At 69.8% G+C, this 22,417-nt stretch carries 21 protein-coding genes and 1 tRNA gene; 15 read left to right on the top strand and 7 right to left on the bottom strand.

Annotated features, from left to right (window positions below):
* Positions 1–320: 320 nt before the first annotated feature.
* Complete coding sequence (locus G9Q41_RS13760; protein ID WP_165633905.1) at positions 321–545, top strand: hypothetical protein; 225 nt, start codon at positions 321–323, stop codon at positions 543–545.
* Positions 546–937: 392 nt separating this feature from the next.
* Here the strand turns inward: G9Q41_RS13760 and G9Q41_RS13755 are convergent, their stop codons facing one another.
* Positions 938–1,432, bottom strand: coding sequence for an Lsr2 family protein (locus G9Q41_RS13755; protein ID WP_165633908.1), 495 nt, complete (start codon positions 1,430–1,432; stop codon positions 938–940).
* A gap of 388 nt (positions 1,433–1,820) precedes the next feature.
* On the opposite strand from G9Q41_RS13755, the gene G9Q41_RS13750 reads away from it, so the two are divergent.
* Entirely contained in the window at positions 1,821–2,189 is a 369-nt protein-coding gene (locus G9Q41_RS13750) for an Lsr2 family protein (protein ID WP_165633909.1), read from the top strand.
* Positions 2,190–2,306: 117 nt separating this feature from the next.
* Here the strand turns inward: G9Q41_RS13750 and rbsK are convergent, their stop codons facing one another.
* Complete coding sequence (gene rbsK, locus G9Q41_RS13745) at positions 2,307–3,209, bottom strand: ribokinase (protein WP_347567624.1); 903 nt, start codon at positions 3,207–3,209, stop codon at positions 2,307–2,309.
* Positions 3,210–3,331: 122 nt separating this feature from the next.
* Between rbsK and G9Q41_RS13740 the strand changes: the two genes are divergently transcribed.
* Positions 3,332–4,495, top strand: a complete 1,164-nt coding sequence (locus G9Q41_RS13740; RefSeq protein ID WP_347567625.1) for a hypothetical protein — start codon at positions 3,332–3,334, stop codon at positions 4,493–4,495.
* A gap of 123 nt (positions 4,496–4,618) precedes the next feature.
* Here the strand turns inward: G9Q41_RS13740 and G9Q41_RS13735 are convergent, their stop codons facing one another.
* From G9Q41_RS13735 to G9Q41_RS13720, 4 genes are all read right to left on the bottom strand, one after another.
* The gene (locus G9Q41_RS13735; RefSeq protein ID WP_092528123.1) at positions 4,619–5,497 is read right to left on the bottom strand and encodes a spermidine synthase; all 879 of its coding nucleotides are present in this window, start codon (positions 5,495–5,497) and stop codon (positions 4,619–4,621) included.
* A 40-nt stretch (positions 5,498–5,537) separates the two neighbouring features.
* The gene (gene speD, locus G9Q41_RS13730) at positions 5,538–5,936 is read right to left on the bottom strand and encodes an adenosylmethionine decarboxylase (protein ID WP_092527187.1); all 399 of its coding nucleotides are present in this window, start codon (positions 5,934–5,936) and stop codon (positions 5,538–5,540) included.
* Between the two features lie 76 nt (positions 5,937–6,012).
* Entirely contained in the window at positions 6,013–7,260 is a 1,248-nt protein-coding gene (locus tag G9Q41_RS13725) for a type III PLP-dependent enzyme (RefSeq protein ID WP_165633910.1), read from the bottom strand.
* Positions 7,261–7,617: 357 nt separating this feature from the next.
* On the bottom strand, positions 7,618–9,144 hold the full coding sequence (locus G9Q41_RS13720; RefSeq protein WP_165633911.1) for a PucR family transcriptional regulator: 1,527 nt from the start codon (positions 9,142–9,144) through the stop codon (positions 7,618–7,620).
* A 267-nt stretch (positions 9,145–9,411) separates the two neighbouring features.
* Between G9Q41_RS13720 and G9Q41_RS22380 the strand changes: the two genes are divergently transcribed.
* The 10 genes from G9Q41_RS22380 to G9Q41_RS13670 all read left to right on the top strand — a co-directional run bounded on the left by G9Q41_RS22380 (position 9,412) and on the right by G9Q41_RS13670 (position 20,057).
* The gene (locus G9Q41_RS22380; protein WP_165633912.1) at positions 9,412–10,320 is read left to right on the top strand and encodes an FAD binding domain-containing protein; all 909 of its coding nucleotides are present in this window, start codon (positions 9,412–9,414) and stop codon (positions 10,318–10,320) included.
* Entirely contained in the window at positions 10,311–10,814 is a 504-nt protein-coding gene (locus G9Q41_RS13710) for a (2Fe-2S)-binding protein (RefSeq protein WP_165633913.1), read from the top strand. Before G9Q41_RS22380 ends, G9Q41_RS13710 begins: the two co-directional genes overlap by 10 nt.
* Complete coding sequence (locus tag G9Q41_RS13705; RefSeq protein WP_092527165.1) at positions 10,811–12,220, top strand: 8-oxoguanine deaminase; 1,410 nt, start codon at positions 10,811–10,813, stop codon at positions 12,218–12,220. The genes G9Q41_RS13710 and G9Q41_RS13705 overlap by 4 nt, the downstream gene beginning before the upstream one ends.
* 91 nt (positions 12,221–12,311) lie before the next feature.
* Positions 12,312–14,630, top strand: coding sequence for a xanthine dehydrogenase subunit D (pucD, locus tag G9Q41_RS13700; protein ID WP_165633914.1), 2,319 nt, complete (start codon positions 12,312–12,314; stop codon positions 14,628–14,630).
* Between the two features lie 136 nt (positions 14,631–14,766).
* Complete coding sequence (locus G9Q41_RS13695; protein ID WP_092528121.1) at positions 14,767–15,216, top strand: nucleoside deaminase; 450 nt, start codon at positions 14,767–14,769, stop codon at positions 15,214–15,216.
* A gap of 329 nt (positions 15,217–15,545) precedes the next feature.
* Positions 15,546–17,012, top strand: a complete 1,467-nt coding sequence (locus G9Q41_RS13690; RefSeq protein WP_165633915.1) for an NCS2 family permease — start codon at positions 15,546–15,548, stop codon at positions 17,010–17,012.
* A 91-nt stretch (positions 17,013–17,103) separates the two neighbouring features.
* Positions 17,104–18,225: an XdhC/CoxI family protein gene (locus tag G9Q41_RS13685; protein ID WP_165633916.1), complete on the top strand. Its 1,122-nt coding sequence runs from the start codon at positions 17,104–17,106 to the stop codon at positions 18,223–18,225.
* Complete coding sequence (locus tag G9Q41_RS13680) at positions 18,218–18,805, top strand: nucleotidyltransferase family protein (protein WP_165633917.1); 588 nt, start codon at positions 18,218–18,220, stop codon at positions 18,803–18,805. Before G9Q41_RS13685 ends, G9Q41_RS13680 begins: the two co-directional genes overlap by 8 nt.
* Positions 18,806–18,924: 119 nt before the next feature.
* Positions 18,925–19,248: a hypothetical protein gene (locus G9Q41_RS13675; protein WP_092527158.1), complete on the top strand. Its 324-nt coding sequence runs from the start codon at positions 18,925–18,927 to the stop codon at positions 19,246–19,248.
* A 152-nt stretch (positions 19,249–19,400) separates the two neighbouring features.
* Positions 19,401–20,057, top strand: coding sequence for a TetR/AcrR family transcriptional regulator (locus G9Q41_RS13670; RefSeq protein WP_165633918.1), 657 nt, complete (start codon positions 19,401–19,403; stop codon positions 20,055–20,057).
* Positions 20,058–20,293: 236 nt separating this feature from the next.
* On the opposite strand, the gene G9Q41_RS22720 is transcribed toward G9Q41_RS13670, so the two are convergent.
* Positions 20,294–20,515: a DUF3618 domain-containing protein gene (locus G9Q41_RS22720; RefSeq protein WP_092527153.1), complete on the bottom strand. Its 222-nt coding sequence runs from the start codon at positions 20,513–20,515 to the stop codon at positions 20,294–20,296.
* A gap of 215 nt (positions 20,516–20,730) precedes the next feature.
* On the opposite strand from G9Q41_RS22720, the gene G9Q41_RS13660 reads away from it, so the two are divergent.
* Together G9Q41_RS13660 and hisS are read left to right on the top strand one after the other, a co-directional pair.
* Positions 20,731–20,804, top strand: a tRNA-Leu gene (locus tag G9Q41_RS13660).
* Between the two features lie 261 nt (positions 20,805–21,065).
* Positions 21,066–22,367: a histidine--tRNA ligase gene (hisS, locus tag G9Q41_RS13655; RefSeq protein ID WP_165633919.1), complete on the top strand. Its 1,302-nt coding sequence runs from the start codon at positions 21,066–21,068 to the stop codon at positions 22,365–22,367.
* The last annotated feature ends 50 nt before the right edge of the window (positions 22,368–22,417 follow it).

Raw genomic sequence — 22,417 nt, 5'->3', positions numbered from 1 at the left:
AGAACCCCACGAGCACACAACCCGCAAAGCTCCCAGCAGTTCCCGCCGTGCCGACAACCACCACACTACCCCCACAACCACACGCCCACACACCCACCCCCCACCACCACACAAACACCAGCACAACACGGGGAGAACAGCACGAGAAGCCTCGCACCGAGCACTGGCGGCGTGCGGCTCGACCACATGATCACCCGCGCGGGCGGTGTTCACGCGCGAGTCAGTGGAGTAGTCTCCTTCGAGTGATTATCGGCCACACCTCGGCCTGTCGCCTTCGAGCGCGGTAGCCTCGATCTTGGAACACGACCACGGGGGTAGCAGTGGATTCGACACCGATATACACCGAGCTGCGGAACACGCTGATCGATCCGGAAGAGGATCACTGGACGCACAGCGCTCCGCCCGAGTTCCTCGCCTCCCTGGAAAACAGCCACGAGCAGAGTCAGCACAGCGAGAGCGACTCCGGCGGCACGCACGGCGCCGACGAGCAGGTGGCCCAAGTGAGCCGGCGCGCCAAGGGACGCCGGCACCGCGCGGAGGACTGAGCGGGCTGACGGGCCGGCGGCAGTGAGTCAGGACAGCGCGCCAGGAGTTCGCCAGCCCGGCTTCGCCCGTTCGGGAGCCTGACGGGAGATCTCGCCGGCTCGAGCACGGCTTCCCCCGAGTTGGAAAGGTTCCCGCACTCCGCGCGAACACCACGAGAGCCGCCGTTCGGAACACCCCCAGCCACTCCGGACGGCGGCTTCGTAGCTCGCGCACGACGGTTCCGCGTCCGCTCTCCCCCGTGAAAAACGGACGCGCTTCTCCCGCTGAAGCGGGACGGCCCCGCTGGGGCACGGCCGCGGAGCGGAAGCCTCCCGATGAGAGCACCCGCTCCCCTTCCACGACTCGGGAACCATCCGAGCCGCAGCAGGCGGTACCGGCCGATGACCGAGCGTCAGTCGGTGGCCGAGGAGAACTGCGGAAGCGAAACCACGGGGACCTTGGGCTCCTCGGCGGACTCCTCCTGAGCCTGCTGCGACGGCTCGGACTCTTCGCCGGGGGAGAAGGACAGCGGTTGCTCGAGCAGCGCGTCCTGTTCCCGCTCCTCGGTGTTCACCTGGTCGGTGACGGGCGCAGGCTCCGATTGATCCTGCTGGTACTGCTCCTTGGTCCGCCGAGCGGCACCACGGATCTCCTCGGTGAGCTTGCGGTTGGCCTTCCTGGCCTGACGCCCCTCGCGCTCCTGCTTACGGGTGGTCTGCCGCTTGTTCTGCTGCTGCGCCGGGCGCGCCTGCTTGATGTACGGCCCGAACAACTCGCGCAACTTCCGCGCATTCTGTTCACTCAGGTCGATTTCATAGCTCACGCCGTCCATGGCGAAAGTAACTGTCTGCTGCGCTTCGGACCCGTCGATGTCATCGACGAGTTCGACCTGAATCCGCTCGGCCATGATCACCTGTTTCGGGAACGTGCCCCGTCTCGCTCCGCGACACTTGCCGGTAGACATCTCCGACCGGCACGTACTTTATAGCACGCGGTCGGACAAGTTGTCTCGTACTCAACGATAGAACAACCTCACGTGTGGCCGTAAACCACCCACGCCCACGCAGTCGGTTCGTAAAAACCAATACTACTCGACTCCCGCGCCCTATCGCTGCGGCACTCCGGGTGACGCCCGGCTGCCCCGCGGGGCATGTCGGAACGTGTCGCCGAGGTCACTCCACAACGGGACCGCAGAGCCGCTCGCGACAATCGAGCAACGTTAGTTTATTGTACTGCCGCGCTTCGTCGTAAGCTGTGGATGACCGACGAAAACGATCCGGAATCGAGGGTTAGCAGTGGCGCAGAAGGTAACGGTTCAACTCGTCGACGATGTCGACGGCTCGGAAGCAGACTCCACCGTCGAGTTCGGTCTCGACGGGGTCAACTACACGATTGACCTGTCGGCCGACAATGCCGCCAATCTGCGGGATGCGCTGGCCCCCTATCTTTCCAGCGCTCGCCGCACCGGTGGCCGCAAGCGCACCGCAAAGTCGACCAAGGGCGGCAAAACGCGTCAGTCGAGCGGCAACTCGCAACCGCCGAAAGCCGCCGACCGCGAACGCAATCAGGCCATTCGGGAATGGGCCCGGCAACAGGGCATGCAGGTTTCCGACCGCGGTCGCATTCCCGCTGAGATCGTGGAGGCTTACGACAAAGCCCAGTGAGGCGGCTCCCGACGGGGGCGGGTGGAACGACATTGCTCGTGCACCCGCCCACCGGCGGAACAGCGACACCGAAAACATTGCGTGCACGATACCGCGCCGAATGTGATCGTTTTTCGCTCAGTTCGTGTCGCGCTCCAAGAATTCACCAATCTCCGCTGCCGAAGGCATGGAGCTGCTCGCCCCTTCCCGCCCGATCGACAGGGCCGCGGCCGCCGACCCCTCGCGCAGCGCCCGTTCCACGGACTCCTCCCCGGCCAGGGCCGCTCCGAACGCGCCGACGAAGGTGTCCCCCGCTGCCGTGGTGTCCACGGCCCGCACCGGGAAGGCGGGCACTCGCAACCGCTCTCCCGCCCGGTTCCCGTAGAGCACTCCCCGATCCCCCAGCGTGATCACGACCTCTCCGACGCTGTCGAGCAGCGCGTCCGCCGCCAGTTCCGGGTCCTCCTCCCCGGTGAGCACCGCCGCCTCGTGCTCGTTCGGAACCAGCAGGTCCACCTTCGACAGCAGGGAGTCGGACAGCGGCTCGGCTGGAGCCGGGGTGAGCACGACCCGCACCCCGTGCGCGGCCGCCGTCTCCGCAGCCTCCCGCACCCCCTCCACGGGTGTCTCCAACTGCATCAGCAAGCACGAGGAGGAGGCGATGAGCTCCTCCGCCTTCCCGTCGACCCGGTCCACCGCGGCGTTGGCCCCGGCGACGACGACTATGGAGTTGTCCCCCTCGTCGTCGACCACGATGTGCGCCGTGCCGCTGTTGCCCCCGACCGTGCGGAGGCCGGCTGTGTCCACGCCCGTGCCCGCGAGCGTGTCGCGGATCTGCTCGCCGAACCCGTCCTCACCCACGGCACCGACGAAACGGGTCGTGGCCCCCGCCTTGGCAGCGGCGATGGCCTGGTTGGCTCCCTTGCCGCCGGGAACGGTGCGAAAGGCGCGCCCGTGCACGGTCTCCCCCCTCCGGGGGGCGACCGGCACGTAAGCGACCAGATCCATGTTGCAACTACCGAATACCGTCACCGTCTTCACGCGGTTATGGTCTCCGATTCCCCGGGTGCCCGGACGCTGAGGGCCATTGGCGCGTCGTGCGCATCCGCACCGCCACGAGCACGTACCATGCCCGCAACGAGTTGGAAAGAGGACGAGACGCGGTGGACTACGTAGTGACTGCGGGGCTACGGCCTCCGGTGGACATCTCCAAGCTCGACCCGCTTCAGCAGGAGGGCGTGGTGTCCCTGCTGGATCACCAGCTCGGGCGGGTCGAGGGCGTTGCTGGCCCCGAAGCGGAGGACATCGATGTGCTGGACTACCGGATCGAGGTCGGTCCGGACGGGGCGACGGTGATGCTGGCTGTCGACGCTCCTTCGCTGCAGGCGGCCGAGACGGCCGCTGCCAACGTGGTGCAGGAGGTTCTCGCCGACAGTCAGGTGTTGGAGCACTGGGCGCTGACCCACTCCGAGGTCAAGATTACCGAGGACGAGTTCAACGAGAGCCTGGCCGCGGCCGAGCAGAACGCGGGCGGACCGCTCAACGAGGCCGACGCCAGGCTGCAGGCCGAGATAGAGGAGGCGTTCGAACAGGCCGAAATCCCCGAATCCACTTCGTGGCAGCAGAGCGAGGAAGCTCCCGCGGAGCGGGAGCAGCTCGTGCCGAGCAGCTCCGAGCCCGAGACCGAGCGCTGGCGGGAGAGGTTGCGCGGACTCTCCGAGCGACTGCGTGCGTTCACGGGGGCGGTGTTCGGGCTTCCCGAGCACGGGGACCCGCGAGCCGAGATGGCCGCGGGAGCGCTGATACACGCCGTCAGCGTCGTCACCGACGAGCTCTTCTACGACGAGCTCGCGCTGACCGTCAACGACGCCACCGCGGACGGCGCGGTGGGACTGCTCGTGCTGGAGGAGCTTCCCCCCTGCTACCAGCACAACTACGACGCGCGTTTCACGCGGTCGCTGCTGTTGAGTTCGGCCACGGTCGCGACCAGGCTCACCGGCAGCTACTGGCGGGTGCCGCGGTGCGTGGCCGAGTCGCTGGCGCTGCGGCTGTTCGTCAACGAGGCGCGGGTCGTGCTGGAAGCCACCGAGCTGATGAGCTGGGACGAGAGCGAGCCGCTTTTCGAGGAGTTCATCACGCACGCCTGCCCGGACAGGGCCTACGAGGAGTTGTTCACCATAGATTCCGCGGCGGAGGAGGAGTCCGGCGGTTCCGCGGAGCACGTGGACTCGGTGGAGCAGCGGCTGCGCGACCGGGGGCTGGCTTTCGACCAGTGGTTCAACAGGGCCGAGGACTACGAGCTGGGCGAGCACCCCTACACGGCCTGAACGGGCCCCGGCCGGGCTCGCCCCGACCTCTCCGGGGAGCAGGCCCCGAACGAAGAACGGTCCGTGAGCGCGGAGTTCGACCGAGCGGCCGAAACCGCGCTCACGGACCGAGCCCGGGCGCAGTCACTCCTGGTGACGCACCGAATAAGGCGGAACGGTCAGACCGATCAGGCTCGCGTCGTCGACCGTCTCCGGTTCGTAGGAACTCTTCGGCAGCGCGTCGAGCATGACGTTCACCGGATCGTCCAGCTGTTCGACGCGTCCGAACAGGAAGGCCCACTCGTGTTCGTCCGAACCGAAGTAGGTGACGGTGTCGAACACCGTCCTGAATCGGTTGTATGCCCTCGTGAGTGTGGTGTTTCGCCATATGGTCGGGCTTCCGGCCTGGAAACCGACGACACCTCCCGGCGCCAGAACCGCTTGGCATCTGCGGATGAATTCCTCACCGTAGAGCCGATTGTGCTGACTGTCGGTGTCCTCGGCTCGCTCATCGGGGAGGTCCACGATCACCAGGTCGTAGCGCTGCCCCGTGCCGATGGCCCTGTCCAGGAAACTCCAACCATCCGTGTAGTGCAGGGTGATCGGACCGCTTCCCTCTTCCAGGTCGGTGAGCTCGGCACTGCGATACCCGTACGGGAGGTGCTCCGCGCACACGCGCACGCACTCCCTGTCGATGTCCACGTGATCCACGCGGCTCGCCCCGGCCTGCACGGCCATCCGACTCGCCACGCCCTCGCTGGAACCGACGATCAGCACCCGCTCGAGTTGTTCCGCGAGCAGGAAGCCGGGCACCATCATCGCCTCGTGGTAGACCAGCTGGGAGAACTCGGTGCTCTGGCGGTCGTCGTCGCAGAACAACGCGATTCCCTGGCCGGTGCGCCCGATGACCACGTGCTGATAATCGGTGTCGCCTTCCCACAACACCTCGTCGATACGCCAGAGCCGCCGCATATCGGCCCCGAGCGGCTCCTGGATCCACTGCTTGCCGTCGAGCTCGATCAACTCCCGCTCCTTTGCGCTGAGTCCGGCCGGGCGCACGTCCTCACGTGAGGCCGGTTTCGTAGTCATGACCACGCCGGATCGTCCGGCAGTTCACGTTCGTCGGACTCAGCGCCTCGGCGAGCAGGTGCACCGCACGCTCGGGCTGTGCCCGATTACCACAGGTGAACACGTCGATGAAGATCGAACCGTTCTCCGGGTAGGAGTGCAGCGAAGCGTGGGATTCCGACAGCAGTGCGAGCACGGTCACACCCTGCGGTTCGAATCGCTTCGAGATCACGTCGCACACCGTGGCCTGAGAACGGTCCAACGCGCTGTTGAGCGCGTCGGTCAGGAACTGTTCGTCATCGAGCAGTTCAGCGGACACACCCTCCAGCTCGGCGAGGACGTGTTGCCCGGTGAACAGACCGACGGGTTGCAGGGTTCCGGCGTCAATTGACATCTATCGACCTCCCAACATTTCGCAGATTCCTGCTGAAAATCTCCCTCGAACGAGCCAGGACCGCCGCAGCGGTCGTTCACGCTCGCTCGGTGGTCTCGGCACTGTCGAAGCAGTAAGTGGTCAACGGCTCGAACCCGTTGAAGCAGACCGAGGAGTAGCTCGCGGTGTAGGCGCCCGCGCTGAGCACGTCGAGCGTGTCCCCGCCGCGGAGGGTGGTCGGCAGCTCGTAGACGTTGTGCTGGTAGAGCACGTCGTCTCCGTCGCACGTCGGTCCGGCCAGCACGACGGGGCCCGTCGGGTCGCCGTCGCGGCTGGTACGCAACCGATAGGTGATCGCTTCCCCCTCGGTCTCCGCGAGACCGTTGTAACGTCCCGCGTCCAGGTAAACCCACCTGCCCCTGCCGGTTGTGTCCTCGGACACCAGCACGACCTCGCTGCGCAGCACGCCCGCGTCCCCCACCAGGTAACGCCCCGGTTCCACGAGCAGTTCCGGGGGGTGTTCGCCGAAGTGACGCCGCAGCGTCGCGTGCACCGTTCCGGTGTACTCCGCGAGGTCCGGGGAGGGCTGCGTGTAGGTCGCGGGCAATCCGCCGCCCAGGTTGAGCATGCGCGGCCCGCCGGTGTCGAAGGCGCGGAAGGTCTCGGCCGCCGCGGCCACGCCGTGCTCCCACGCCTCGGTGGACAGTTGTTGCGACCCGAGGTGGAAGGAGACCCCGCAGGGATCGAGCCCCAGCTCGTTCGCGCGTGCCAGCAGCAGCGCCGCGTCCGCGGGCGAGCACCCGAACTTGCGGCCGAAGGGGGTCCGCGATCCGGTGTTGTCCACGGCGATTCGGCAGAACACCCCTGCCCCGGGAGCGTTCTCGGCTATGTTCTCCAGGTCGGCGGCGCTGTCCGTGGCGAACAGCCGGACGCCCTTCCGGTGGGCGTGGGCGACGTCGGTCGGTTTCTTGATCGTGTTCCCGTAGGAGATCGACTCGGGAGCGGCCCCCTGCCGCAGGCAGAGGTCGATCTCACCGGGGCTGGCCACGTCGAAGGACGCCCCGAGGGAGACGAGTTCGGCGACCACGCGGGGGTCGGGATTAGCCTTGACGGCGTAGCAGATCCGCGCCGCGGGCAGTTCGGCGCGCAGCCGCGCGTAGCGGTCGCGCACGACGGCCAGGTCCAGGGCCAGGCACGGGGTCGCGGGTCGCCGGCGATCCAGGTACTCGCGAACGGATTCGGATGCGCTTTCAGCGGACGAGTACCCGCCGACCGTGAAGCGGTCGACGACAGCGGCGCCGCCAGTGCGGTCCGTCACAGCGTTGGTGGCGGACAGGTCGGTCAATCCCGAAACCTCCGTTTCTCGGCCGTTGGCGGGCCGTAGCGGGGAACACACCAATCCGGCCAGGGCCGACCCGAAGCGGGTCTCCGGGGAGATCCGAGCCGCGGGGACTGCCGTGCGCCGACCAGAAACGGTACCGCCGATGGAGGCGCTTTTTCCAATCACACGGCAGGCTTCCCCCGGACAGCGGAATCGATTGTGACAACTGACACGGCGAGTGATCAAAAAGCGCTCCGTCGCACCACGATACTCGCCCTTTCCGCCGTGTCTTTCGTCACGATCCGAGCGAAGTCGACAGCTCGTCAGCCCGCGAACACGACTCCTGCCGCCGCAGGCGGAACGATCTTTTCCGAGAAAAGTTCAGGTATTTGTCTGGAGGGCCAGATAGAAGTCCACCCGCGTGGAAAAGTCACCCAGATCACGCCCGGTTATTTCCTCCACCCGCCGAATGCGATAACGCAACGTGTTCACGTGCACGTGCAGTCGCTCCGCGCAGCGCGCCCAGGAACCGGAGCACTCCAGAAAGGTGCGCAGGGTGTGCACCAGCTCCGAGTGATGGCTGCGGTCGTAGTCCAGCAGCCCCGCCAGCAAGCGCTGCCGGTAGGACTGCCGCAGCTCGTCGGGAACGGCGGACAGCAACACCTGGTGCGAAACCAGGTCCTCGGCCGTGACCATCCCGCAGCGCTGTCCGCGCCGCCGCGCCAACCGCCGGGTGTAGTCGGCCTCCTCGACCAGCCCGCGCAGCCCGCCCGCGTGCCCGAGGTCGCTGACCCCGACGCTCACGGAGAACCACTCGGCGGCGCACTCGAGGTCGGTGAGCGTGCGCCGCAACCAGTCGGCCAGCTCGTCCGGCTCCGCGCCCGACCGCTCCCCCGCGGCGAACACGGCCAGCGCCCCCGCGTCCGTCTCCACCGTCACCGCGGGCAACCCGGTCGCCGCCGCGATCTCGCGCATCAGCTCGACCGAGGTCGCGGCGGCTCCGCACGAATCCAGCGACACGACGCGCAGCGAGCCCTCCGGCGGAACCCCGGCCTCCCGCAGTCGGGCCGCCGCCTCGCGCGAGTCCACCGAACCGTCGAGCAGCCCCCGCACGGCCGCGCCGAACGGGCGGCTCGCGGCGCGCCGCCCCTCCTCCAGCCGGGTGCGCAGCAGAGCCACCGCGGTCGCGAGTTCGTCGCAGACCGAACCGCGCTCCTGCTCCCCCTCCTCCGGGCGCCCGGGCAGCACGAGGAACCACCGCGCGGGGCGGGACTCCGTCCCGGACCCGATCGGCCGGAGCACGTAGCTCTCCCCCGCCCCCGTGGACACCGTCCTCGGGAGGCGTTCCGCCCGCAGGAACTCCCGCACCAGCGCGCGCAGCACCTCCACGGGCAGCTCCCCGCGCCCGGCCACGACGGACCCCACGGCCGAGCACACCCAGCAGTCCGTGCCGAGTTCGGCGGCGGCAGCGGCGAGCACCTTGGTCAGATCCGCTCCCGCGGCCACGTCGGCGACCAGGTCCCGCCGCGGAGCGGGCTCGTCGCGAACCGCGCCGAGCACCCGTTCGAACAGGGTGTTGAAGCTGACCGTCACCGGGACCTCGAACAGCAGCACCCCGTGCCGCGCGCAGGCATCGACCAGATCGGGCGGAGTCTTGCCCAGGCGTGCCGTGCCCGCGACCAACCCGGCAACCCCCGACTCGGCCAGGGCGGCTGCGAAGGCTTCCGAGTCGCTCGCGTCGCGGTGCCAGACCAGCCCGCTGAGCACCAGTTCACCGCCCTGGAGGTAGCGCCGCGGATCGATCAGGTCGGTGATGTAGACGCCGCGAACCGGCCTGTCGAGTCGGTCCCGCCCGGTGAGCAGGCTCAAACCGAGCCGGGGGTCGTCGAGCAGATCGCCGAGAAGCACGCGCGCACCTTAGTCAGCACTCCGGGGACGGCGACAAGGGAAACCTCCCCCGCGAAACGCGAATCGCACTCAAACGTCATTCCGGGGAAACACCGCGGACCGAGCCGCCTCCCCCTCCCGGACCGCAGTTGTAGGAAACCACGAACACCTCTCGTTCACCGATGGGTTGATTCATGTTTTCCACCGCTAGTCAGCACGGGCGAGCGGGCTGTGTACTTGGTCACAACCAACGACCTGTCCCGGGTTGTGATCTGGAGGGGCAAGTAAGTGGACTTCCTTCGACCGGCCAGCTGGAGCGAAGCTCTCGAGACAAAGGCCAACCACCCGGACGCGACGCCGATCGCGGGTGGCACCGACGTCATGGTCGAGCTGAACTTCGACCGGAGCCGCCCCGGCACGTTGCTCGACCTGACGCGCGTCGAGCGGCTCGCGCAGTGGTCCCGCGACCCGCGCCCGGGAGGCGCCGTGCTGCGCGTCGGGGCGGGCGTGCCCTACTCCCGCCTGATCGAGGAGCTGGGCACGAGCCTGCCGGGTCTGGCCGTGGCAGCGCGCACGGTCGGATCCCCGCAAATCCGCAACCGCGGCACGCTCGGCGGGAACCTGGCCTCGGCCTCTCCCGCCGGGGACGGCCACCCTCCGCTGATCGCCGCGGAGGCCGAGGTCGAGCTCGAGTCGGTGCGCGGAACCCGAACGCTGCCCGTCTCCGAGTTCTTCACCGGGGTCAAGCGAACCGCCCTCGCCGCGGACGAGCTCGTCTCCGCCGTGCACGTGCCCGAAGCCACCGGTCCCCAGCAGTTCTCCAAGATCGGCCCCCGCAACGCGATGGTCATCGCCGTGTGCACCTTCGCCGTGGCACTGCACCCCCGGCGGGGAACTGTGGGAACCGGAATGGGCGCCGCGGCCCCGACACCGCGGGCCGCCACCGAGGCCGAGGAGTTCCTCGCCGGGGAACTGACCGAGAGCCGCCGCTGGGAGCGTCCCGATCCACTGCCCGAATCGGTGGTCGGACGCTTCGGCGAGCTGGTGGCTCGGGCGGCGATCCCGATCGACGACGTGCGCGGCACTGCCCGCTACCGCACGCACGCGCTGGGCGTGCTCGCCAGGCGAACCCTGGGGTGGGCCTGGGACGAGTACCGCAACGGCACCGCAACCGCCGGGAGGCAAGGATGCGCCTGATTTTGACCGTCAACGGCCGCGCCACCACCGCCGACGACGTGTGGGAGGGCGAGAGCCTGCTGTACGTGCTGCGGGAGCGACTCGGCCTGCCCGGGTCGAAGAACGCCTGCGAGCAGGGCGAGTGCGGCTCCTGCACCGTGTACCTGGACCGCGTGCCCGTCTGCGCCTGCCTGGTCGCGGCGGGCCAGGCCGAGGGGCGGGAGGTCGGAACCGTCGAGGGACTCGCCGAGCAGGACGAGCTCTCGGAGGTGCAGCGGGCTTTCGTGGAGACCGGGGCCGTCCAGTGCGGCTTCTGCACCCCTGGGCTGCTGGTCGCCGCGGACGACCTGGTCAACCGCGTACCGAATCCCTCGGACGCCGAGATCCGGGAGGCCCTGGCGGGAAACCTGTGCAGGTGCACCGGCTACGAGAAGATCATGGAGGCGGTGCGCGCCGCCGCGAGCGCTTCCCCGTCAGGCTCCTCGGACGATTCGCCCGAGGAGCGACGGACATGAGCGACGTCGAGCAGCGGGGACTTCCCCGACGAACCGTGATCGAAGGGGCCGCGGTGGTCACCGTCGACGGAGCGGCCCCCGACGGCTCGGGGATCGGCAACGAGTACACCGAGGGGCACGTGGTGCTGGAGGACGGGCTCGTCCGCTCGGTCGGTCCGGGACCGGCTCCGCCCCGGAACGGGCCGGAGCGGCGCGTCGACGGCACCGGCTGCCTGGCGACCCCCGGGCTCGTGAACACCCACCACCACCTCTACCAGTGGGCGACGCGCGGCTGCGCGGTCGACTCGACGCTGTTCGACTGGCTCACCGAGCTCTACCCGGTGTGGGCAGGCATCGACGAGGACCTCACCCGCTCGGCAGCCGCCGCCGGCTTGGGCTGGACGGCGTTGTCCGGGTGCACCACGGTCGCCGATCACCACTACGTGTTCCCTCGCACGGGTGGGGACGTGCTCGGTGGCGTGGTGTCCGGGGCCGAGCGCATCGGTGTGCGGCTGCACGCGGTGCGCGGCTCCATGGACCGGGGGCGGTCCGCCGGGGGACTGCCCCCGGACTCCGCCGTGGAGGACATCGATTCCGCGCTGGAGGGCACGGCCGCTGCCGTGGAGCGGTTCCACGACCCGGGGTTCGACTCCCGGCTGCGCGTGGCCGTGGGCCCGTGCTCACCGTTCTCCGTCAGCGCGGAGCTGATGAGCCGCTCGGCGGAGCTGGCCCGCGAGCACGGGGTTCGGTTGCACACGCACCTGGCCGAGACCACCGACGAGCTGGACAGGTGCGCCGCGGAGTTCGGCTGCGACCCGGTCGAGTACGCCGAGCGGGTCGGCTGGCTCGGAGAGGACGTGTGGCTGGCGCACGGCGTGCACCTGTCCGACGGGGCGATCCGCAGGCTGGGCGAGACGGGCACCGGGGTGGCCCACTGCCCCAGCTCGAACGGGCGGTTGGGCGCGGGCACCGCTCCGGTGCGTCCCCTGCTGGACGCGCGCGCCCCGGTCGGGCTGGGGATCGACGGAGTGGCCTCCAACGAGTCCGGGCGGCTCGGGGACGAGTTGCGGCAGGCGCTGCTGCTCGGCCGCGCCGAGCACGGCCCGGACGCGCTGTCGGTGCGCGATGCGCTGTGGATGGGCACCAGGGGCGGGGCGCGCTGCCTGGGCAGGGAGGCCGAACTCGGCTCGCTCGAACCGGGCAAGTTGGCCGACGTCGCCCTGTGGGACCTGAGCGGTCTCGGACACGCCGGGATCGGGGATCCGGTGGCCGCCCTGGCGCTCGGCCCGCTCCCACCACTGCGCAGGTCGTGGCGCGGCGGCGAAGCGCTGGTCGAGGACTCCCGGCTGGTCCGGGAGTCGGAACGGGACCTGACCGCGGAGCTGCGCCGCGCCTGCGCCCGGCTCGGAACCGGGAGGGGCGGATGAACCAACCGCACCGGCCCACCGCCGGAACCGCCCCGCCCGAGCACGCACGTCCACGGCGAACACGCACGCACCCGCGCGAAGAGGTGGCCCGATGAGCAACACGCACACCCCCGCCCACCGTCCCCAGGACCTGGAAGAGGAGATCGCGGGCGGTGTGGGGGAGTCCCCGCAGCGCCCGGACGCGGCGCTGAAGGTACGCGGCGACTTCGCCTACGCCTCCGACCTGTGGGCCGAGAACATGCTCTGGGGCGCGACGCTGCGCAGCCCGCACCCCTCGGCGCGGATCCGCTCGGTCGACATCGGCCCGGCGCTGCGCACCCCCGGGGTCCGCACGGTACTGACCGCCGAGGACGTTCCCGGCCGCAACCTGTACGGGCTCAAGGACGTCGACCAGCCGGTGCTGGCCTCCGATGTGGTCCGCTACCGCGGTGAGGCGGTGGCGCTGGTGGCGGCCGACCACCCGGAGACCGCGCGGAGGGCGCTGGAGCTGATCGAGGTCGACTACGAGGTGCTCGAACCGGTCGTCGACGCGGAGCGGGCCGCTCACGACGAGTCGGTTCCCGCCGTGCACCCGGGCGGCAACACGGTCCGCTACCAGCCGATCGTCAAGGGCGACCCGGACGCCGCGGCGGACGTGGTCGTGTCCGGGACCTACACGGTGGGGATGCAGGATCAGGCGTTCCTCGGCCCCGAGGCGGGGCTGGCCATCCCGGGCGAGGACGGCGGCGTCGACCTGTACCTGGCCACCCAGGACCTGCACACCGATCGCAAGCAGACCGCGGCTGCCCTCGGGCTGGACCCCGAGCTGGTGCGGATGACGATGTCCGGCGTCGGCGGGGCCTTCGGCGGTCGCGAGGACCTGTCCGTGCAGGTGCACGTGTGCATGCTCGCCCTGCGCACCGGACGGCCGGTCAAGATGGTCTACGACCGGGCGGAGTCCTTCTTCGGGCACGTGCACCGGCACCCGGCGACCATGTACTACGAGCACGGGGCCACCAGCGAGGGGGATCTGGTCTTCGTCCGGGCGCGGTTGTACTTCGACGGCGGCGCGTACTCGTCCAAGACGCCGGTCGTGGTGGGCAACGGGACCACCCTCGGGGTGGGCCCGTACGTCGTTCCCAACGTCCGGATCGAGGGCTGGGGCATGTACACCAACAACCCGCCGTGCGGGGCCATGCGCGGGCTCGGTGCGGTGCAGCCCGCCTTCGCCTACGAGTCCCAGATGGACCGGTTGGCCGAGCGGCTCGGCATGGATCCCGTGGACCTGCGCGTGCGCAACGCGATCAGCCGCGGGGAGTCCACCCCCTCCGGCCAGGTGCTGGACTACCCGGCTCCCGTGGAGGAGCTGCTGCGACGGGTGCGGGAGCTGCCCCTCCCCGAGCCCTCGGCGGCGGAGTCCGCCGAGCCCGACATCCGCGACCTGCCCGGCGGTGCGTCCAACACCACCCACGGCGAGGACGTGGTGCGCGGAATCGGCTACGGCGTGTGCATCAAGAACGTCTGCTACGCCGAGGGCGCGGACGACTTCTCGACCGCGCGGGTGCGGCTGCAGGTCATCGCGGGAGAGCCGATCGCGGTGGTGCACACGGCCGCGGCCGAGGTGGGCCAGGGCCTGGTCACCGTCCAGCAGCAGATCGCGCGCAGCGAGCTCGGGGTGGAACGGGTCAACATCCATCCGAACGACACCTCGGTGGGACCCGCCGGGTCCAGCTCGGCCTCCAGGCAGACCTACGTGACGGGAGGGGCCGTGCAGGTGGCCTGCAGGGCGGTGCGCGCGAAACTGCTGGACCTGACCGCGGAGGCGCTCGACGAACCCGCCGCGGGGCTCCACCTGTCCGGGGGCAAGGTGGTCTCGGAGACCTCGGGGGTGCTGGCCGACGTGACCGAGGTGCTCGGCGACGAGGTGATCGAGGAGACCAGGGAGTACCACCACCGCGAGACGTTCCCGCTGGACGAGCGGGGCGCCAGCGAGCGCGCGCAGGTGCAGCACGCCTTCTCGGCGCACCGCGCCGTGGTGGACGTGGACACCGGGCTCGGCCTCGTCAAGGTCGTGCAGCTGGACTGCTCGCAGGACGTGGGCAAGGCGGTGAACCCGGACTCCGTGGTCGGCCAGATCCAGGGCGGTTCCGCCCAGGGGCTCGGGCTCGCCGTCATGGAGGAGATCCAGGTGAACGACGGTCGGATAGCCAACCCCTCCTTCACCGACTACCTCATCCCGACGATCCTCGACATGCCGCCGATGAACGTCGACGTCATCGAACGCGGGGACCCGAACGCCCCCTACGGGGTGCGCGGGGTCGGCGAGCCCCCGACCATCTCCTCCACCCCGGCCATCGTGGCCGCGATCCGCGCGGCCACCGGCAAGGCGCTGAACCACGTCCCGGTGGGCCCGGACCACATCGTCGAGTGAGCCTTCCCACCCATCCGCGCATCGAAGCGGTCGCGGGCGCACCGACAGCGCCCGCCCCGCACCCACCACGAAAGGAAAACCCGTGTCCACACGACCGGAAACGGCTTCCGCGCACCAGCGGCCGGAGACCTCCTGGATGCAGGAGGCGATACGTCTGGCCACCGAGAGCGTGGCCGCCGGAGGCGGTCCGTTCGGGGCGGTGGTCGGCCGCGGTTCCGAGATCGTCGCCACCGGCACGAACACGGTCACCACGAGCCTCGACCCGACCGGCCACGCCGAGGTGACCGCCATCCGCAACGCGTGTCGTGCGCTGGGAGACTTCAAGCTGGACGGCTGCGTGCTCGTCACCTCGTGCGAACCGTGCCCCATGTGCATGGCCTCGGCCCTGTGGGCCCGGCTGGACCGCGTCCTCTACTCCGCGGACCGGAACGACGCCGCGGGGGCCGGTTTCGACGACCGCGCGTTCTACGAGCTGTTCACCGATCCGGACGCGGTGTGGCCGACCCCGGTGCGGCGCCTCGGCACCGAGAACCGCACCGCCCCCTTCGACGCCTGGTTGGCCAAGAGCGACCGCGTCGAGTACTGACCGCTCGAGCGGCGGGACGAGTCCGCCGACCTCCGGCTTCCCCGGAGCCACCGAACCGGGCCGGCGGAGCGTCTCCTAGTCTGTCAGTGCCTTTTCAGCGGCGCCGGTCACGACGACCGGGTCGGCGGCGCCGCGGGTGCGGGGTGGAGCGACGAGGAGCTCCTCCCCACGCGGAGCGGGGCGGAAACCGCCGTGCTCGGAAACTCAGCAGATTCTTCAAACGCCCCTAATCGGGCCGGCGGCATCGTGCCGTCCCGCGCCCGAGGAGAAGTCCGGTTCGTTCCGCGCGGCGGTGCGGGCCGGGGGCGCCCACCGGCAGGGGAGGACGCATGACCCAGCTGCGCCAGGACTCCGGCGAGGAAGATCCGGCAGCCGAATCCGAGGGGCCCCGCTCCTCGTTGGACCGCTTTTTCCGCATCACCCAACGCGGCTCGACGGTGGGCCGTGAGCTGCGGGGCGGAATCACCACCTTCGTGGCGATGGCCTACATCGTGCTGCTCAACCCCCTCATGCTCGGCTCGTCCGAGGACGTCACCGGGGCCAGCCTCGGCAACGCCGAGATCACCACGGCCACGGCCCTGTGCGCCGGGGTGATGACCGTGCTCATGGGGGTGGTGGGCAACGCACCGCTGGCGATGGCGGCAGGGCTCGGCGTGATCCCGGTCGTCGCCTTCACCGTGGCCCCCGAGATGACCTGGGCCCAGGCCATGGGGCTGGTGGTCCTCGAGGGCCTGTGCATCGTGGTGATGGCGGTCAGCGGGATACGGGAGCGGATCATCAACGCGATCCCGCTTCCGCTCAAGACCGCGCTGACCGTGGGGATCGGCCTCTACATCGCGCTGGTCGGGATGGTCAGCGCCGGATTCGTGAGCAGGCAGCCCGACGCGGCCGACACCGACGTGCCGGTGCAGCTCGGCCCGAACGGCCACCTGCTCGGGTGGCCGCTCGGCCTGTTCTGCTTCACCCTGCTGTTGATGATCGTCCTCATGGCCCGGAAGGTCCCCGGAGCGATTCTGATCAGCATCGCGTCCGGGACGGTGCTGTCGATCGTGGCCAACGCCGTGTTCGACATACCGGCCGAGCAGTGGGGCCGCACCACTCCGGAGCTGCCGTCGAGCCTGGTGGCCACACCCGATTTCGGGCTGTTCGGCAACATCGACCTGTTCGGCGGGTTCGTGAACGCGGGCGTGCTCGCGGCCACCGTCTTCCTGTTCACCCTGGTGCTGTCCGGATTCTTCGACGCCATGGGCACGATCACCAGCGTCGGCAACGAGGCCGGGCTGACCAGCTCCGAGGGCAAGGTCCAGGGGATGGGGCGCATCCTGCTCGTGGACGGCGCAGGCGCCGTGGCCGGCGGTGTGACCGGTTCCTCGCCGAACACGGTCTTCCTCGAATCGGCGGCGGGCGTGGCCGAGGGGGCGCGCACCGGCCTGGCGAGCGTGGTGACCGGGGCCCTGTTCGCCGCGACCATGCTGTTCACCCCGCTGGCGGCCGTGGTGCCCGCGCAGGCGGCGGCTCCCGCTCTGGTGCTGGTCGGGGGCATGATGATGGCACAGGTGCGCAACATTCCGTGGAGCGACGAGGACTTCGTGATCCCGGTGTTCCTGACCGTGGCGATCATCCCGTTCACCTATTCGATCACCAACGGTGTCGGTGCGGGACTGATCTCCTACTGTGCGATCAAGATCTGCAAGGGACGGACAAGGGAACTGGGCTGGTTGCTGAGCATCCTGTCCCTGGTGTTCGCGCTCTACTTCGGGATCGAGGGGATCAAGGCCGTGTTCGGCGTCTCGTGAACCTCACCGCCGGGGCGACGGCGCCGCGGTGGCCCGGGAAGCGACATCGGGAACGGTTTCCCGCTCGGTTCGCCAGTCGAAGGAGGCACTCATGCGTGACATCGCCGATGATCTGCTGAGCTGGACCGAAGCGGGCGAGGCCTTCGTCGTCGCCTCGATCGTCGAGATACGCGGCAGCGCCCCCCGAGGGGTCGGTTCCGCCGCGGCGATACGGCGGGACGGGGCCGTAGCGGGAAGCCTGTCCGGGGGATGCGTCGAGGGCTCGGTCCACGCCCTGGCCCTCGAGGCGCTCTCCGAGGGGCGCCCGCGCCGGACCACTTTCGAGTACGACCCGGACGATCCGTTCGCGGTGGGGCTGACCTGCGGCGGCGACCTGGAGGTTCACCTGCACCCCGTCCACCCCTCGGCGGGGGCCGACGCCGACGTGCACGGCTCCGGGGGGACGGCAGAGGTGCTGTCCCGGGCGCTGCGTTCGACGAAGGCGGGCAGACCGGTCTCCGTGGCCCGCGTGCTCGACTCCGGGGCCACGCTGGCCGTGTGGCCGGACGAGCACGCGGGCGGCACCGGCGATCCGGAACTCGACGGGGTGGTGCTCGCCGAGGCCAGGGCGATGCTCGAGCGGGGCGGTTCGGAACTGCGCAACCTGTGCGTTCCCGGGGAACGCGGCAGGGAGCACGCCGTTTTCCTCGAGGCCTGGGTCAGCCCGGCGCGCATGCTGGTCTTCGGCGCCGTGGACCACGCCGCCGCGCTGGCCAGGATGGGCAAGTTCCTCGGCTACCGCGTCACCGTGTGCGACGCCAGGGCCGTGTTCGCCACCGAGCAACGTTTTCCCGCCGCCGACGAAGTGGTCGTGCGCTGGCCGCACGACTACCTGGCCTCCGCGGAGCGGGACGAGCGCACGGTCGTGTGCGTGCTCACCCACGACGCGAAGTTCGACGTCCCCGTGCTGAAGGAGGCGCTGCGCGGCCCGGCCGCCTACATCGGCGCGCTGGGCTCGCGCCGCACCCACGCCGACCGGAGGCAGCGCCTGCTCTCGGCCGGGGTGACCGAAGCGGAGCTGGAACGGCTCCGCGCCCCGATCGGGCTCGACATCGGTGGTCACACCCCCGAGGAGACGGCCGTGTCCATCGCCGCCGAGATCGTCGCGCTGCGCAACGAAGCCAGCGCCGCCCCGCTCACGCACACCAGCGGCCCGATCCACTCCCATGCCTGAGCCGGTGGCCGGTCTGGTGCTCGCCGCGGGGCGGGGGCAGCGCATGGGGGCGCCCAAGGCGCTGCTGCGCACCCGGGGTGAGCTGTTCGTGGAGCGGGCGGTGCGCGTGCTGCGGCTGGCCGGGTGCTCACCCGTGGTCGTCGTGCTCGGCGCGTCCGCCGCGACCGTCGCCGAGCGGGCCGACCTCTCCGCCGCGGAGGTCGTGCGCAACGCGGACTGGCCCACGGGGATGGGGTCCTCCCTCCGCGCGGGGCTGGGGAGGCTGGCCACGGCCGAGTCCGCGCGGGAGGCCACCGGGGCGCTGGTGCTGCCGGTGGACATGCCCGGAGTCACGGCCGAGGCGGCGCGGCGGATCGCCGGTCACGCGGAACCGCACGCGCTGGCCGCGGCCTGCTACGAGGGTGAGCGTGGTCACCCGGTGCTGCTGGGCAGGCGGCACTGGGAGGGGGTGTCCGAGCTCGCCGCGGGCGACCGCGGGGCGCGCGACTACCTGCGCACGCACGGGGTCGCTCTCGTGGCCTGCGAGGACGTCGCCTCCGGCTTCGATGTGGACCGCCCCGAAGACCTGACCGGGGAGTAACCCGTAGAGTCGTTGACCACGCGTGAGCGACCGCGCCGATCCACGCCCAATGCGGCCGCCTTTCGGCCGGAACGCGCGAGTTCACGGCGAAGATCGAGCATGCTGGACGCGGAGGCATCATGGCTCAGGGGCACATCACAGCCAACTATCTTCCCGATGGCGACGACTGGACGGTCACCGTCACGATGGGAGCGGAAAGCCGCGTGGCGCACGCTCCCGGTCTGATCTCGGCCAGGGACCAGGCGGAACAGCTGATCGAGCAACTCGCGCCGAACTCCGCGGGGCGGGTCGTCATCCACTTACTCGACGGGGACGGTTTCGCGTTCAGCACCGCCTACCTCCAGGCCCGCCACGGACTCTCCGACGAGGCCACCAGGGCAGCGGCCCGGCAGGCCGCCGCGGCCGCGGCCGCGCAGCAGAACCCGGGAAGCCAGCTCCGCTGAAGCCGCCAGCTCCCCGGTTCCGGACCCTCCCGGATCCGGACGGGATCGCCGAGCACGCGAAGCCGGTCCGTTCGGGGATCCCGCGGTACCACCGCTTCGCAGGACGGTCCCGCCCCCTTTCGAACGAACACATCCGGTGGGGCACTACTAGTATGTCCACCGTGAACGCACCGCTCGGCAGCGATTGGCAAGCCCCCCACCCCACGAGCAGCACCCGCGGCAGGCCCGAGGGCGCGTCAGCGGCCCGCGGACGCCCCAGGGACTCCACCAGGGACGCCGCGCTGCGGACCGCGGCCCTGGAAGTGCTGGCCGAGGTGGGCTACCGCGCGCTGACCATGGACGCCGTCGCCGCGCAGGCGCGGGCGGGCAAGGCGACCATCTACCGCCGCTGGGAGTCCAAGCTGGAGCTGGTCATCGACACCTGCACCCAGCTGGTGCAGCGCAACGTCCCCCAGCCGGACAACGGGGCGCTGGAAACGGACCTCGGCGAGTTCCTCAGCGCTTTCGCCGAGTTCCTCGACGGACCGGTGGGCAAGGCCGCGCAGGCCCTCGTGGGGGAGCTGCCCCACGAGCCGGAGCTGGCCGAGGCGTTTCGGGAGTCCTTCCTGCTGCCGCAGCGGGACGTGCTGCGCCGCATCATCGACCGGGGCAGCGAGCGCGGCGAGGTCCGCGAGAACGCTCCGGTGGACACCGTCGTCGAGCTCGCGGGGGCGGCCCTGATCCACCGGCTCATGCTGACCGGCGAACCGCTCGACCAGCGGTTCGTGGACCGCGTGCTGCACGAGGCGCTGCTGCCCCTGCTGCGCTGAGCGAGCTCGGACGAGGTTTGCCGCCGCTGCCCGCGCTGCCGACTTCCGCTGCTCGCCGCGACGCTAGCGGAACGCGGGGCTGCCGTTTCGCCCAGCACCGCGGGCGGCCCGCCTTCAGGCGTGTTCCCGTCCTGGCGGAGCCGTCCGCGCGGGAACGTGTCCCGCGGCCCCGCGATCCGGTGGGGCTCGACCGGTTTCGCCACCGGACGCGGCAGGGAGGAAACGGCGGGGAGGAGTCAGCGCAGCAGTTTGCGCAGCACGAGCACCGCTGCCAGGGTGCCGACGCCGATCAACGCGTAGCGGACCCGCGGGTCCTCCAGCTTCTCCTGCAAACCGGCTTTGCCTGCTTCCACGGCGCGCGTCGGGTTGGCCTTGGTCTCCAGCTCGTCCAACGAGGCAGCGAGCGACTCGCGTGCCTTCTCGATGTCGCGCTGGATGGCGTCGGGATCGCGGGCCACCTGTCCTCCTCGTACTTCTGGGGTCGTGGTCGGCCTGGTTGCGGTGATCGAAGGTACGCGGCCGGGGGCACCACATCCCCGATTCGGCACCCGGCTGTGCACAGCGTAGATCACACCACGGCACCAACGGGCGGCCACGCTGGCCGTGTCGTGGACTCGCCCGAATCGGGGCCGTCCCGGGCCGAGTCGGATCCTATCGGTACTCTGTGCCGCAGGGGGCCGTAGCCCAACAGGCAGAGGCACTAGGTTTAGGTCCTAGCCAGTGCGGGTTCGAATCCCGCCGGCCTCACTTACCAGTGAAGACGAAGTTCCACAGCTGCTCCGCGCCGGACTCAGCCACAGCAGTCGAGACCTGGCCCGAAACACAACACCCCGATGCTCCCGCGAGACGAGCAAGATACGCGGGATATCGGGGGTTCGCGCGTCCGGCCGTGGTGCTTCCTGACGGCGGCACTCGATTGACGGTGCTGCGAGCGCCGCAACGGTGGCAATCGGCCTCGGTTACCCTGAGTACTGCCTTACCACTGTCGATCTGCAACGAGGGACAACCGTGGCCGAGTACCTGCCGACCGAGCCGTATCGCGGAACTCGCGACTTCCTGCCCGACGAGATGTCGATCCGCACGCAGGTGTTCCATCGGCTCTACGACGTGCTCGAACGGTACGGATACCAGCGCTACGACGGTCCGCAGTTGGAACCGGTCGAGATCTACGAGGCAAAATCCTCGCAAGAGATCGTCTCACAGCAGCTCTACACGCTGACGGATCAGGGAGGACGGCGACTGGCGCTGCGCCCGGAGATGACACCGTCGGTAGCGCGCATGATCGCGGGCAACGCGGGCAAACTGACGTTCCCCGTGCGCTGGTACTCGCACCCGAACTGTCACCGCTACGAACGTCCGCAGCGCGGCCGGGTGCGCGAGCACTGGCAGATCAACGTTGACCTGTTCGGCTCGACGAGCACAGCCGTCGAAGTGGAGTTCTTCGAGCTGATCCACGACATGATGGCCGCTTTGGGAGCTACCACGGACATGTACCGGTTGCGCGTCAGTGACCGGGTGCTGCTGGACGCACTGCTACGCCACATCGTCGAGGTGCCGGACGAGCAGATCCGCGCCACCGCGAACCTGCTTGACCGCTGGGAGAAGGTCACCCACGATGCGCTCGCGGCCGACGCGGCCGAAATCGGATTGTCGGACGAGCAATTCGCCCGCCTCGGTCAGATCGTCAAGGATGGTCCCGCCGCCGTGCGGGAGCTGCCGCAGGAGGTGCGCGACGAGTCGCGGTTGCTGCAGGTGCTCGATACCGACGCCGCGGATCTCGTGGAATTCGATCCACTGATCGTCCGCGGGTTCGACTATTACACATCGACGGTGTTCGAGGTGTTCGACACGGACCCGACGAACCGGCGCTCTCTGTTCGGTGGGGGACGCTATGACAACCTGGTCGGGTTGTACTCCTCGAAGGAGATTCCCGGCTTCGGGTTCGGCATGGGCGATGTCACCATCATCGACTTCCTGGACACTCACGGTCTGTTGCCGCAACCGCGCAGCGACGTCGATGTCGTCGTCATCCCCACTCAAGGGACTCTGTTCGAGCCTGCCCGTCGTGCGGCGCGCTCGCTGCGCTCGGCCGGACTGCGCACAACCACGCCGTTGGAGGTACGCAAGCTCGGCAAGGAACTCTCCCGCGCAGCGAAAGCCGGAGCACAAGCCGTGGTCATCATCGGCGCCGACGATTGGGCCAGTGAGCGTGTGACCGTGCGTGACCTGACCACGGGAGCTCAGCAAACGGTACCGCTGGACGATGTGAGCGCGACTGTTCGCGGGGTGCTGACCACGCCACCCGAATGAGTCAACAAGCGGTACCCGTTCGGCGGCGTGATCAAATCGTATTCCTGTCT

The organism is Actinopolyspora sp. BKK2 (genome assembly GCF_011291845.1).
GTDB lineage: Bacteria > Actinomycetota > Actinomycetes > Mycobacteriales > Pseudonocardiaceae > Actinopolyspora > Actinopolyspora saharensis.
This window is presented reverse-complemented; position numbering and strand designations above follow the sequence as displayed.

Bases quoted from the DNA above. Each gene is read 5' to 3' on its own strand.
- G9Q41_RS13680 (WP_165633917.1), top strand. From the start codon at position 18,218: ATGCCTGAGCCGGTGGCCGGTCTGGTGCTCGCCGCGGGGCGGGGGCAG.
- G9Q41_RS13670 (WP_165633918.1), top strand. From the start codon at position 19,401: ATGTCCACCGTGAACGCACCGCTCGGCAGCGATTGGCAAGCCCCCCAC.
- G9Q41_RS13685 (WP_165633916.1), top strand. From the start codon at position 17,104: ATGCGTGACATCGCCGATGATCTGCTGAGCTGGACCGAAGCGGGCGAG.
- G9Q41_RS13675 (WP_092527158.1), top strand. From the start codon at position 18,925: ATGGCTCAGGGGCACATCACAGCCAACTATCTTCCCGATGGCGACGAC.
- G9Q41_RS13695 (WP_092528121.1), top strand. From the start codon at position 14,767: ATGCAGGAGGCGATACGTCTGGCCACCGAGAGCGTGGCCGCCGGAGGC.
- G9Q41_RS13690 (WP_165633915.1), top strand. From the start codon at position 15,546: ATGACCCAGCTGCGCCAGGACTCCGGCGAGGAAGATCCGGCAGCCGAA.
- G9Q41_RS13710 (WP_165633913.1), top strand. From the start codon at position 10,311: ATGCGCCTGATTTTGACCGTCAACGGCCGCGCCACCACCGCCGACGAC.
- pucD (WP_165633914.1), top strand. From the start codon at position 12,312: ATGAGCAACACGCACACCCCCGCCCACCGTCCCCAGGACCTGGAAGAG.
- G9Q41_RS13755 (WP_165633908.1), bottom strand. From the start codon at position 1,432: ATGGCCGAGCGGATTCAGGTCGAACTCGTCGATGACATCGACGGGTCC.
- G9Q41_RS13705 (WP_092527165.1), top strand. From the start codon at position 10,811: ATGAGCGACGTCGAGCAGCGGGGACTTCCCCGACGAACCGTGATCGAA.
- speD (WP_092527187.1), bottom strand. From the start codon at position 5,936: ATGTCAATTGACGCCGGAACCCTGCAACCCGTCGGTCTGTTCACCGGG.